The organism is Psychrobacter sp. KH172YL61 (assembly GCF_007182895.1).
Taxonomy (GTDB): domain Bacteria; phylum Pseudomonadota; class Gammaproteobacteria; order Pseudomonadales; family Moraxellaceae; genus Psychrobacter; species Psychrobacter pacificensis.
Window position 1 is genome coordinate 124,412 of record NZ_AP019516.1, and the last position, 12,556, is coordinate 136,967.

The 12,556-nt window shown below is 44.9% G+C and carries 9 protein-coding genes and 3 pseudogenes; 9 read left to right on the top strand and 3 right to left on the bottom strand.

Translation table 11 applies throughout. From position 1 onward, the window contains the following. Positions 1-111: 111 nt before the first annotated feature. The 5 genes from PKHYL_RS00640 to PKHYL_RS00660 all read left to right on the top strand — a co-directional run bounded on the left by PKHYL_RS00640 (position 112) and on the right by PKHYL_RS00660 (position 4,931). Complete coding sequence (locus PKHYL_RS00640; protein WP_240365730.1) at positions 112-909, top strand: LytR/AlgR family response regulator transcription factor; 798 nt, start codon at positions 112-114, stop codon at positions 907-909. A gap of 145 nt (positions 910-1,054) precedes the next feature. Further along, complete coding sequence (hemC, locus tag PKHYL_RS00645) at positions 1,055-2,098, top strand: hydroxymethylbilane synthase (protein WP_071002580.1); 1,044 nt, start codon at positions 1,055-1,057, stop codon at positions 2,096-2,098. Positions 2,099-2,253: 155 nt separating this feature from the next. After that, entirely contained in the window at positions 2,254-3,183 is a 930-nt protein-coding gene (locus PKHYL_RS00650; RefSeq protein WP_240365731.1) for a uroporphyrinogen-III synthase, read from the top strand. A 168-nt stretch (positions 3,184-3,351) separates the two neighbouring features. Continuing rightward, complete coding sequence (locus PKHYL_RS00655) at positions 3,352-4,389, top strand: hypothetical protein (protein ID WP_186475291.1); 1,038 nt, start codon at positions 3,352-3,354, stop codon at positions 4,387-4,389. Positions 4,390-4,442: 53 nt separating this feature from the next. Then, positions 4,443-4,931, top strand: coding sequence for an acyl-CoA thioesterase (locus tag PKHYL_RS00660; RefSeq protein ID WP_392397098.1), 489 nt, complete (start codon positions 4,443-4,445; stop codon positions 4,929-4,931). 131 nt (positions 4,932-5,062) lie between these two features. On the opposite strand, the pseudogene ribBA reads toward PKHYL_RS00660, so the two are convergent. Continuing rightward, a pseudogene (ribBA, locus tag PKHYL_RS00665) lies at positions 5,063-6,176 on the bottom strand (bifunctional 3,4-dihydroxy-2-butanone-4-phosphate synthase/GTP cyclohydrolase II). A 310-nt stretch (positions 6,177-6,486) separates the two neighbouring features. Continuing rightward, positions 6,487-7,774, bottom strand: a pseudogene (locus PKHYL_RS00670) (replication-associated recombination protein A). A gap of 418 nt (positions 7,775-8,192) precedes the next feature. Here PKHYL_RS00670 and PKHYL_RS00675 point away from each other — a divergent pair. The 3 genes and pseudogenes from PKHYL_RS00675 (at position 8,193) to PKHYL_RS17000 (ending at position 9,705) form a co-directional block, all read left to right on the top strand. Then, a pseudogene (locus PKHYL_RS00675) lies at positions 8,193-8,722 on the top strand (type IV secretion protein Rhs). A gap of 84 nt (positions 8,723-8,806) precedes the next feature. Next, positions 8,807-9,559, top strand: a complete 753-nt coding sequence (locus tag PKHYL_RS00680; RefSeq protein WP_240365732.1) for a hypothetical protein — start codon at positions 8,807-8,809, stop codon at positions 9,557-9,559. Between the two features lie 11 nt (positions 9,560-9,570). Further along, positions 9,571-9,705 (top strand): hypothetical protein, encoded by a 135-nt coding sequence (locus PKHYL_RS17000; protein WP_269778210.1) that lies wholly within the window; start codon positions 9,571-9,573, stop codon positions 9,703-9,705. A gap of 134 nt (positions 9,706-9,839) precedes the next feature. Here PKHYL_RS17000 and gltA read toward each other — a convergent pair whose 3' ends face one another. Further along, positions 9,840-11,120, bottom strand: coding sequence for a citrate synthase (gene gltA / locus PKHYL_RS00685; protein WP_071002573.1), 1,281 nt, complete (start codon positions 11,118-11,120; stop codon positions 9,840-9,842). A gap of 1,029 nt (positions 11,121-12,149) precedes the next feature. Between gltA and sdhC the strand changes: the two genes are divergently transcribed. Further along, entirely contained in the window at positions 12,150-12,536 is a 387-nt protein-coding gene (gene sdhC, locus PKHYL_RS00690) for a succinate dehydrogenase, cytochrome b556 subunit (protein ID WP_083328899.1), read from the top strand. The last annotated feature ends 20 nt before the right edge of the window (positions 12,537-12,556 follow it).

Sequence of the window (12,556 nt, forward strand, 5' to 3'; positions counted from 1 at the left end):
TGAGTGGTTACTATCAAAAATATGATGCAGAAAATTTCACCATATTGAACTGGCCAGTACATTCGTCATACCATCGAAACATATTCAGTAGAGTTTGGGGTGGGAGTTTACATGCGTATTGTAGTTTGTGATGATGAGCCTTTAGCGCGTGAGCGTTTGGTCAGAATCGTACAGGAGTCAGGTCATGAGGTGGTTGCTCAAGCTACCACAGGGGCAGAAGCGATTGTCGCCGTAAAAACTCAGCAGCCTGACATTATATTATTAGACATTCGTATGCCTGAGATGGATGGGGTGCGCTGTGCCCAAGAGCTGGACAAACTTGATCATCCACCAGCCATTATATTTGTCACCGCTTACGATCATTATGCGATAGCGGCACTAAAAGCCAATGCAATTGGTTATCTGTTGAAACCGGCAAACAAAGACGAGCTATTAGAAGCACTGAACAAAGCAAAAAACCTAAACGCGGCGCAATTGAACGAAATTCGCAAGCTTGCAAATCCAGCGGCGCGTCCGATACGCGAGCATATTGCTGCTCGTACCCATCGCGGGGTCGAATTGATTAAGCTCAAAGATATCTATTATTTTGCGGCAGATCAAAAATACGTCAAAGTACGTCACAAAGATGGTATGGTATTGATTGATGAGACCCTAAAAGAGCTAGAGCGAGAGTTTGATGATCGTTTGTTCCGTGTGCATCGCAACGCTATTATCAATCTGAATTTTTTAGACTTTTTAGAAACCCTAGACGCTGGACAATATCAGATACGTTTTAAAGGAATCGATGAGACGTTAGCCGTGAGTCGTCGTCATCTGCCAGCCTTACGTGACAAAAATCCAAAGCATGTAATAGGATGTTTTCAGAGCGACATAATCATCCCATATCATCAAACCCTTATTTATGCTTAAATAGGGGTATTTTTTTGCGCCAGCATTTACTATCTCTGATGTGAGTCGATCATTTTTTGTGGCAAGTTTTCCTAATCGCTTAGCACCAACTTAGCACTGACATTGTAGCATTTAGATTATAGTACCGAATTTATTGAGGCCCTTTATGAGCAATCTGCAGCAACCTGCTTTGACTACCTTAACCATCGCCACGCGACAGAGTCCTTTGGCTCTATGGCAAGCGGAGCATATTCGTGATCGCTTACTGGCGCTCTATCCTGAGTTGACAGTTGAGTTACTAAAAATTGTCACTAAGGGTGACAAGATTTTGGACACACCTTTGGCCAAAATTGGCGGTAAGGGTTTATTTGTCAAAGAGCTCGAGCAAGCATTGTATAACAAGCAAGCAGATATTGCGGTACATTCGCTAAAGGACGTACCGATGCAGCTGCCTGAAGGCTTGACACTAGGTGTCTATTGCAAGCGTGCTTCACCAACTGATGCTTTTGTCTCAAATACTTATAATAGTATTGATGAATTGCCGCAAGGTGCAGTTGTTGGGACTTCAAGTTTGCGCCGTCAATGTCAGATCAAAGCCTACCGCCCAGATCTACAGATCAAAACCTTGCGCGGCAATGTCGGTACGCGTTTGGGAAAATTAGATGCAGGCGAGTATGATGCCATTATCTTGGCGACCAGTGGCTTGCAGCGTATTGAATTAGATGAGCGGATACGTGGGCAGCTAGATATTGATGCCTGCTTGCCTGCCGTTGGTCAAGGTGCGTTAGCCATTGAATGCCGTGAAGGTGATGACGAGGTGTTGAAATTACTAGCGCCATTGAACGATGATAAAGCGCGTATTCGCCTTATCGCTGAGCGTGCGCTTAACCGTCACTTGGAGGGTGGCTGCCAAGTCCCGATTGCAGCCTACGCAGTGTTGCAGATGGCGGATGAAACCAGTGCGAATAACGATGACAATGGTGAAAACGGCAACAACGATAACAACGATAACGGTAATGTATTGTGGTTACGTGGTCGAGTGGGTAAAGCGGATGGTAGTAAGCTGTTAAAAGCAGAAAAGCGAGTGACATTGGTTGGTACACAAGACGAGCAAGAGTCGCAGGCAAATCAGCTCGGTATTGATGTTGCCAATATACTACTTGCTGATGGTGCAGGGGCTATCTTGTCAGCGATTTATCACGCTGAATAGCGTATTCACTTTGTCATACTGAGTCATTGATCCACATATCCACTGTTTGGTCGATGATTCAGTCCATTCTACAAGCCTTTTGTCGTGGTACATCTATGTCATCAACGTCAACTAAAGCTAGGTCTACTCATAAAAATCAATCCACTGATGGGTCGGTGCCAAAAATTGTCATCAATACGCGGCCGATAGCACGCGCTGCGCCATTGACGAATCATTTGCGAGCAGCAGGGTTCACGGTGGTTGAGATACCGATGTTGACGTTGCAGCCGCGCCCAACGACTGGCGATGACCTAGCATTGATGCGTGCGTGGCTAGCAGGTGAATATAAGGCTCTGGTCATCATAAGCCCAACGGCGGCCACTTCTGGGTTGAATGTTTGGCAGTCGCTTGTGTACAGTGAGCATGACGATAGTAGTTATGCGCAACCGGACAATAAAGCAGCCAACATAGCTTCTGAAGCTTTGGTAGCCCCAAGTCAAATCATTGCAGTGGGTCAAGCAACCGCTACGGCATTGACTCAAGCCAATATAGACGCGGCAAACTACCAAGTACGACAGCCTGAAGTTGCCAATAATGAAGGTATGCTAGCAATGCCTGAGATAGAGCGTTTACAGGCGGGTGATAAGCTTTTGATATGGCGCGGACTGGGCGGGCGACGATTATTGGTCGATACTTTACAAGCACGCGGTGTACATATCGATAGTATTGCGTGGTATAAGCGTACAATGCCTACCGAGGCAATGACTCAGTATCAGCAGTGGCAAAAAGATTTTTTTGTATGTAATCAAACGACAAATACAACACCAAAGCAAGCAAAACCTATCGTCGTCGTGAGTAGTGGCGCTGCTTTTGAGCATTGGACGAGCATCGTCCAAGGTGCAAGAGAAAAAATGTCAGAACCAAAACGTAGTAATGACATAATGACTGATGCAAGAGATAATTTGCCACTCACGCTAGCGGACTTTTCTTATGTCGTATTGGGTGAGCGCTTAGCAAATATGGTTGCAGCGCAGCACCTGAGCTATTGGCGTGTAGAGGATTTGGCGCCAGACACCATTCTTTCAGCCATCACTACCGATACTTAGGGCGTGTCCCTATTTTAAAAATGGTGATAAATCACAGGCAAACAGCGTCAAAGATTTAGCCATTTTTAGCCCATTTAGTGACAAACGTTTGAATTGGGGACATGCCCTAATTTTATAATTTCTATTTGATTTAAATATGTTTATACCTACCCATCACGGTACTGTCTTATGCCAATGAATTCTGAGTCTTTATCTAAGGATCCTTCTGCTATACAGCAGCGTCGGCAAGCAAATATCTTGCTGCTGCGGATGCAGTGGTTGGTCATTTTGCTGCTTATCGCGGCATTACTCTGGCTCTATATTAGTCAGCAGCGTTTTCAGCACAGTGTCAATGAGCGGTTGCAGAGCAATGAGCAGGTTGTCAGTCGTCTAAATGAGATGGACGATCGTTTATTTGCCATGAGTCAACAGACATTGCCAGAGCCTAGAATCAAAGCCAGTAGCCAAGCGCAAAACCAGCTGGATTTACTACGTATTCAAATAAAAGCCGCTGACAGATTGCTAGCAGACAACAATGATAGTGCCGCGATCGAGTTGTTGCGAGGTTTGCATTGGCAATTGGCACAAAGTAGCAACGAGATTGCACCTGCATTGACCGTCGTAATCAAGCAAAGTTTGCTTAAAGACATCGAGCGATTACAAGCGCAAAGCTCACAACCTAGCCCATGGCAAATACAAAATCTTGCGATTCAAAACATCCAAGAGTTTTTGCACAGTCATGAGCGCCTTGGGAGTTACGAGGGTACTGATATCCAGCGCCGAGAGCTAGTTGATGCTGCAACTGAGGGTGACCAAAAGCGTGCAGTAGCGAACCCGCCTGCTCAAACGTCAGTGCGTAACGATATGACATTAACGCGTAGACAACTGACGATTCATGAAGTCATCATGACGTTGAATTTGGCGAGCCAAGCGAGCAATATGCGCGAGCAGGATCAACTGATCAATTATTTGACCCAAGCGCGCAAACAGCTAAAAACCTTACTACCTAAATCATCGGTTAGCAATGGCAAAAACTCCGCGCAAGTTGGCGCCATTGGCATTGCTCCATCCGACAAAAAGCCAAAGGGTACGGACAACAACCTAGAGACCATGCAGTCGCCAAATGATATACCAGAGGTCATTGCCTGGCTTGACCAACTGATTGTCAATGCTCCTAAGCCAACACCCTTGTTAACCACACAGATTTTGGATAAGCCACAACCTTAATCGATACGGTTCGAAACAGCTATATATAGACAACATGAGACACAAGGTAAGTTATGACCAATATGAGTGAAAAGCCAGATTTTATGTCTGAGGTAGCAAGTGATCGACCTGAAGTACTGGCGCATTACCCAGTGATTCATTATCAGCCGATTCATTGGGGTGAGATGGATGCCTTTAACCATTTAAATAACGTGGTGTATTATCGTTATTCTGAGTCAGCGCGCATTGGCTATTTACATGCGTTAGATATGTTCGATGGCAGTATGGTCACCGTCTTAGCACAGTCGAGCTGCCAGTATTTGCACCCAGTGACCTATCCTGATACTTTGTTATTGGGCGTTCGCTGTCAGCGTCTGGGCAATACCAGTATTGCGATGGAATATAGCTACTATAGTACAGCACAAAACAAAATCGTTGCGACCGCTGATGCCGTCGTAGTGCGTCTCGATAGTGATGGGAAAGGTAAGTTACCGTGGACAGCAGAAGAACGTGCGCGCTTACTGGCATTAGAGGCAAAATTTGGTCATACCCCTGAATATTAGAATAGGCTTTAGCTGCGTTGATGACCTATCTCGGATAGTGTTATATAACCATCAAAAATAAAAAAGGCGCGCTAACATTATCGTAGCGTGCCTTTTTCATGACTTTTCTCAGGCCATTTTCCAAGTAGATTTTAGCTCTCTTGCGGGGCGTGCACAAAATCCACCACATTGAGATCAAAACCTGATAACGCATAAAACTTCATGGGCGATGACAGTAGACGCATATCACGGACGCCTAAATGACGTAATATCTGTGCACCAACGCCGATACTGCGATAAGGCTGCTGGGTGATGGTCGATTGTGACTCATTGTCCAAGGCTTTATCTAATGCATCTCCTAGATCGACCGGCTGATGATTGCCGACCCAAACCAACACACCGCGCTCTGAGGCGCTAATCTCTTCTAGCGCTGATTGGACGCTCCAGCCACTACGACCAGTCATATCATTTTTGGCGGCAAATAAATCACGCAGCGGGTGGAAACCGTGGACACGTACGGTACTCACGCCTTCGCTCACATCTCCTTTTACCAAGGCGATATGAGTTTCTTCAGCGCCGAACTCGCGGAAACGGTGCAAGGTAAAAGTGCCATGTTCTGTTTCAAAAGGACGAGTTTCGATTTCCTCTACCGTTTGCTCATTGGCGATGCGGTAGTTGATGAGATCAGCAATGGTGCCCATCTTGATGTTATGCTCTTTGGCAAATATCTCAAGATCATCGCGACGTGCCATGGTGCCATCAGCGTTGATGATTTCTACAATCACCGCTGCAGGCTCCAGTCCCGCTAGGCGAGCCAAGTCGCACCCTGCTTCTGTGTGGCCTGCACGGTGTAGAACGCCGCCGTTTTGTGCCATGATAGGGAAAATATGCCCAGGCTGCACGATGTCTTCTGGTTTGGCTGCCGAAGATACAGCGGCTTGAATAGTGCGAGCACGGTCAGCCGCTGAGATACCTGTGGTCACGCCTTCAGCCGCCCTCAATCGATACTGTAAAGTTGGTGCTAAATTTTGCCTCGTTGCGATCTGACATCAGCGGCAATGCCAATTGCTGGCAACGCGCTTGTGATAGCGTCAGACACACCAAGCCGCGCGCGTGGGTAATCATAAAGTTAATGTCTTCAGGACGAACATGGGTCGCCGCCATGATGATATCGCCTTCGTTTTCGCGGTCTTCATCATCCATCAAGATGACCATTTTTCCAGCACGAATGTCTTCGATAATCTCAGGAATCGTATTTAAACTCATAGTAAATCTCAATATTTTATTATTAATAAATATGTGTGGTTTGTAATATAAAGGGTTGTCGGCTCATTGTAGCAGTAGTTGGTAACACGTGCTGTTGCCGTTGAGCAAATCGTTTGATCATCGTAGCAACCAAATATGAAAATGTTTCATGATTCTTATTCATCATGACGATAGGTATTTTAACGGTTTTTGCCTCAGCGTGCTGACCCAAAGCTGAACTATAACGCTTAGTCTTTTAAAAACAGGGTTCAGTTTTACCAATAGTATATGCAACTAACTTTCAAACCTTTTGATCCAGTGGGTCAATAGATCAGTCGTTACTGGCCGCTTGGCTTTTTAGCCACGCCATAAACTGCTTGCTATGCTGTTCTCGCTGGTTATCGGCAAACTCATAAAAGCTCGTGCCTGCTAAGTTTTCTGGCAAATAGCTTTGAGGGTAGTAGTGATTGGGATAATCATGCGGGTAAGCATAACCTTGACCATAGCCTTGATTGCGCATCAGTTTGGTCACGCCATTACGTAGATGTAGTGGTACTGGCGAGGCGTCTTTTTCTGCTAACGCCATCGCTGCATTGATCGCTTTATACGTGCTGTTACTCTTTGCACTGGTGGCTAAATAGACCACCACTTGCCCTAGGATAATACGCGCTTCTGGCATACCGATGGATTGCACACTGCGCAGGGCTGCATCAGCGAGGAGTAGGGCGTTTGGGTTGGCATTGCCGATATCTTCACTGGCTAAGATTACCAATCTGCGCGCGATAAATTCAGCTGGCTCTCCGCCCACCAGCATTCGCGCCATCCAGTACAGCGCCGCGTCAGGATCTGAGCCACGCACTGATTTGATCATGGCTGAGATAATATCGTAATGTTGCTCGCCATCTTTGTCATAACGTACCAATGCCGTCTGCGCCACTCGGCTGACCAGTTCGTCATCGATGACAATCGGTGATTGCTTGGCATCCGCTGTTTGAATCGCCAGCTCTAACAAGTTTAGTGCTTTTCTGGCATCGCCGTGGGCCAGTTGGCTGATGGTGTCTTGTGCCTGCAAGTCGATGGTGAGCTTTTTGAGTATATGGTCTTCCGAGAGTGCCCGCCGTAATACCGCACTGATTTGCTCAGGCGTTAATGGCTCTAAACGATACACTTGGCAACGTGACAACAGCGCGTTATTCACACTAAACGACGGATTCTCTGTCGTGGCGCCAATCAGTGTAATATCACCAGACTCTACCGCGCCCAATAATGCATCTTGCTGCGCCTTATTAAACCGATGAATCTCATCGATAAAGACCACTGGTGACTCAAATGCCAGTGAGTCTTTGCTATCGAGCACCTCGCGCAACTGCTTGACCCCAGTATTCAATGCAGAAAGCGCATGAAAAGGTCGATTGACCGCATCAGCCAATAGCATTGCGATGGTCGTCTTACCGATACCTGCTTCGCCGTGCAAAATAATAGAGGGCAGATGCCCTTGTTCGACCAAACGCTGTAAAGGTGCGCCAGTGGCCAAAAGATGCTCTTGGCCAATAATAGCCGCGAGAAGCAGGGCGCATACGCTGAGCAAGAGGGGTGTCGGCATGAAAGTTAGGCGGCATAAGGTTCTCTATTGAAAAATTAAAAAACGGTCTATTGGCTAAAGTGGCGGCCATTGAGAGATTTTATAGTCAAATCTAAATAACGACATACTCGTCTATAGTTATCATTTCTATTGAAGTGAAAAGCGTTTGTTTGCTTGGCATGATTCTCGCAGCAACTTTACTATGACAATGAGTATTAGACATCAGCAGTCAAAGTAGGCTACTTTATAAGTATGGTACTTGCTATAAGCAATACACGCTAGGCTAACGCAAAAACATGTTAATGAAAGCTAACGAAGCGTATAGCTTATGTCCCCAGCACTTTATTTTTAATCATTCATCCTTACTAACGGTTCAATGGTAACGATCAGAATGATTGACCAAACACCATTTATTATCACTGGCCTATCAACGATAAGGTATTGCACTGACTATGATGAGACCACCTCTCAAGCGTTTATTGAACCGATACTCACGTAATATTGCAAAAAAGCAGCAGTCGCGTTGTCTGACAGTTGGTGAGATCGCGTTGGCACGCTCAGTGTTCGGTGACAGTATCAGATTAGATGAAGTGCGACTAAAAACCACTTGGTGGGTTCTCAAAAGTTATGCGGTGAGTCCGAATGGTAATGTTTACTTTAATCCCGCCGATTGGATCACAGATTTTAGTGTGGCCTCGTTAGGCAAGCAAAGCTGGCTCATCCATGAGCTCACCCATGTGTGGCAGTTACAGCAAGGCTTGAAAGTGGTACGCGGTGCCCTTATCGATCGGCGATATGATTATGTGCTAGAGACGGGTAAGTCCTTTTTTAAATACGGTATCGAGCAGCAGGCGCGAATGGTTCAAGATTATTTTGTGCGCCGTCAAAAGGACAGGATTGTCAGGATTTAGAAGCCTGTATACCATTTTTGACAGTAAACGACATGACTGACAAAAAACGCGCCAACAGCAATTTTACTATTTAAACTGCCTCATAGTAAGCGAAAAGCCTACGTGCATCACCATTTTAGCTTTTTATATTTTAGCCTTATTAAAGGATATTTACGCTTATGTTTCGACTTTTGCCAGTAAAGCCTAATGTTGATACTTCTGCTAGCTCAGCTCTGGCCGCAGTAGCGCTAACGGGCGTGCTATTTCTGACCGGCTGTCAGCAGCAAGCTGACGCACCGCCTGTATCAGATGAGGCTCAGACAACTGAAAAAACAAGTGAGGAAGACAGTCAACCTATGCAGCAAAGTGATTCTGCTGCGGCGCGTATAGAGCAGTTTCAGCCTATATACGTTGCGCAAGCGCAAGGGCTACAGCGTCGACTACAAGCAGAGTATGAGTCACTGGAAGCGGCAGATACTTCAGATAGCGAAGAGTCGCTATTACTCAATGGAGCGACTAACGATTCAGCTACTCTTACAGAAAATGCGAATAGCGCCAATTCCGAACCATTACCAGCTGATAGTCCAGTAGAAGCTAACGCTACCAGTGAGGAAGGTTCGGATACAGAGATGAATACAAGTACGGAAGTTGGAGAGCGTGACTTAACGGTATTAAAACGTATTAGCCTTGAGCCGCGCAAACCGATTATATTGACGGAAGAGCAGATCATCGAGCGATATCAGCAAACGATGGCAGCGTTATATCAGCCTGTGACCACGCCCCTTAGTGCAGAAGATGCGGATACGCTAATCAACATAGCGACCTTAGTTCCTCAGTTATTTGAGCATGCAGAGATTGCAGGAAGGGGTCAGTGCAAAAAGCCCTGCGCTGGCTCGGTTGATTATTCAGCACCAAGTATGGGGAGCAAATAGAAGCGCAGCAAGTGGTTGATATGCAGCAAATGAAGCAACAACAGCAGCAAGAATTTGAAACGCTCATGGCCAAATTCAACGATACGATTAAAGGATATGACGAGCAGATTGCTAAATATGAGCAGACGTTAAAAGAGTTTCAATAACGGTTTAAATGATACACATAGTAACGAGTTTGCCAATAATTGGATGAAGTATATCCAATAGTATCTATCCCATCATAGCAATAAAAAATCCCGCACGATGGCGGGATTTTTTATTGTAAAGATACTATTTTTGATTACTTACGGTCTTCAACCTTGACAAAGTCACGGCGCGTTTCACCAGTATATAACTGACGTGGACGACCGATCTTGTATGGGGCGCTGTGCATCTCTAACAAATGGCTGATCCAACCTGAAGTACGAGCCAGTGCAAAGATTACCGTAAACATTGATGTTGGGATACCGATGGCTTTTAAGATAATACCAGAGTAAAAATCAACGTTTGGATATAGGTTACGCTCGATGAAGAACGGGTCTTCTAGTGCAATTTTTTCGAGTGCCATTGCCAATTCAAGTTTAGGATCGTTGACACCAAGTGCTTCTAATACTTCATCACAAGTCTCTTTCATGACTTTCGCACGTGGATCGAAGTTTTTGTAGACACGGTGACCAAAGCCCATTAGCTTCACTTCACGGCTTTTCACTTTTTCCATAAATGCTGGCACGTTTTCAACCGTACCGATTTCATCAAGCATTTCTAGTACAGCTTCGTTGGCGCCGCCATGCGATGGACCCCAAAGAGCTGCGATACCAGCAGCGATACAGGCATAAGGGTTGGCACCCGTTGAGCCGGCTAGGCGCACAGTAGAAGTCGAGGCGTTTTGCTCGTGGTCTGCGTGCAAGGTGAAGATTTTGTCCATGGCGCGGGTGACGACGTCGTTTGGCTCATAGTCCACATCAGCAGGAGTCGCAAACATCATGTACAAGAAGTTCTCAGCGTAGCTAAAGTCGTTACGTGGATACATGAACGGTTCGCCCTGCGAGTATTTATAGCTCATCGCCGCAAGCGTAGGCATCTTAGCAATCAAACGAATAGCTGTGATTTCACGATGCTCTTCGTTGCTTAGGTCTAGGTTGTCATGATAGAACGCTGATAACGCACCAACGACACCAACCATAATGGCCATTGGATGCGCGTCACGGCGGAAACCTTCAAAGAATTTACGCAATTGATCATGAACAGCCGTATGTTCACGAATTTTTTCAAAGAAATCTGCCTTTTGCTCAGCGTTAGGTAGCTCGCCATTTAGCAACGCATATGCCACTTCTAGATATTCAGCATGGTTTGCTAACTCGTCGATAGGGTAGCCGCGGTGTAATAATTCGCCTTTGCCACCATCGATATAAGTAATTTTTGATTCAACGGGAGCAGTTACTTTAAAACCAGGGTCATAAGACCAAAATCCTGATTCTTGCAAAGCAGCAACATCGATAACTGGGCGCCCTAAAGTACCTTCAATAATAGGAAGTTCGTATTCTTCACCATTCACGGTTAGTTTGGCATTAGTGTCAGCCATAAATTGCTCTCCATTGTTTTTGATTCGTTAGAATAAAATTACTACAGACGCATACCTCACGTCGTTATCTGTCAAACGGCAAAATCCGTTTCACTCATTTAATACGCAAGGTATATTAGCAGCAATTACTTGTGATTTGAAAAAACTTTTATTGACCGTGGGTCCAATTGGCACGGCCTAGCGGTGGTTGTTCGCTGTAATTTTTGTATCAAAATATGTCTGATTGGTTATTTTGCGCCAAACTTTCTGTTTATTAAACATGTTTACAACGTCAATATTGACGTTATATTTTGGGGTTTGTCGCAAAAACGCAGCAGGATTTTCGCAAAAAACGAGGCTACAAACAGACAGGGCATGAGCAGTAGACAAGTTAAGTGTCGAGCATAATTGTCAGAGGTAAGCGTTTTCCACATTCAGTATTGCATATATCTATTCGTTTGTTAATTAAGTGTGTGACTTTATTACTTTAGGGATAAATTTGTAATTATCGCCCAGTCATTTTATAATTGCAGGAATTGACTGGCACTAGCTTTGTGCGAATTGATAAGTGGTCATGATATAGTGTCGCCTAGAGCTTACTTTATACATGCTTATTTACGATTGTCTGGTATTTTGATAAACCAAACCGAATTCTGTGGTTTAAATGTTCTTGTTAACTGCTCTATTTTTAGATGCTCAGCACCAGTATTTAGTGCTCAGTACAAGGTTTATTTTGATAGAGAAGACATATTAACGTTGTCTGGCTATTCATACGACCAATAAAAATAGACTGGTTAGTCGATCTTACTCATGTTTATTTTCTTTGTTGTATAATAGATAGGTTGTTTTGTAGGCCTGTCAGCTCGACAAGCGACACTAAACAGCTTATCAATACCTTATATACATGATTCTTTCTTCATATTTAGCACAAACTAAAAGAAGTCAGCTAGCTCTTCCTTACTTTATTCGTCTCGTGTGTTGCTCGATGCTCAACTGATACCATTTTTGTCAAGCGTTGATAGCAGATACAGGAGTATAACCGCAAAAAGGATGCCCGCTGTGAAAAGCAACCGACCTATTGATCTGCCTCTAAGCCAAGTGATTAGCGTTAATCGCTCACCGATCGCAATCGCCTCTATTTTGCATCGTATCTCTGGCATTATTTTATTCTTATTAATTCCTGTTATGCTGTGGCTATTACAGAACTCATTGGCGTCGCCTGAGAGTTTTGAGACCGTATTTGACAACGTACTTGTGCGCTTTTTGGCATGGATATTTGTTGCCGCCATTGCATATCACTTCGTGATGGGTATCAAACATTTATTTGCTGATATGGGCATGAACGAAGAGCTAAAATCTGGCCGCGCTGCCTCTATGGTCAGTTTTGTAATTGCAGCGATTTTAGTTGTCGCGTCATTTATATGGGTGATGTTCTAATGATTAAAAATGATTCAGGA

Bases quoted from the DNA above. Each gene is read 5' to 3' on its own strand.
- PKHYL_RS00640 (WP_240365730.1), top strand. From the start codon at position 112: ATGCGTATTGTAGTTTGTGATGATGAGCCTTTAGCGCGTGAGCGTTTG.
- hemC (WP_071002580.1), top strand. From the start codon at position 1,055: ATGAGCAATCTGCAGCAACCTGCTTTGACTACCTTAACCATCGCCACG.
- PKHYL_RS00655 (WP_186475291.1), top strand. From the start codon at position 3,352: ATGCCAATGAATTCTGAGTCTTTATCTAAGGATCCTTCTGCTATACAG.
- PKHYL_RS00660 (WP_392397098.1), top strand. From the start codon at position 4,443: ATGACCAATATGAGTGAAAAGCCAGATTTTATGTCTGAGGTAGCAAGT.
- PKHYL_RS00680 (WP_240365732.1), top strand. From the start codon at position 8,807: ATGTTTCGACTTTTGCCAGTAAAGCCTAATGTTGATACTTCTGCTAGC.
- gltA (WP_071002573.1), bottom strand. From the start codon at position 11,120: ATGGCTGACACTAATGCCAAACTAACCGTGAATGGTGAAGAATACGAA.
- sdhC (WP_083328899.1), top strand. From the start codon at position 12,150: ATGCCCGCTGTGAAAAGCAACCGACCTATTGATCTGCCTCTAAGCCAA.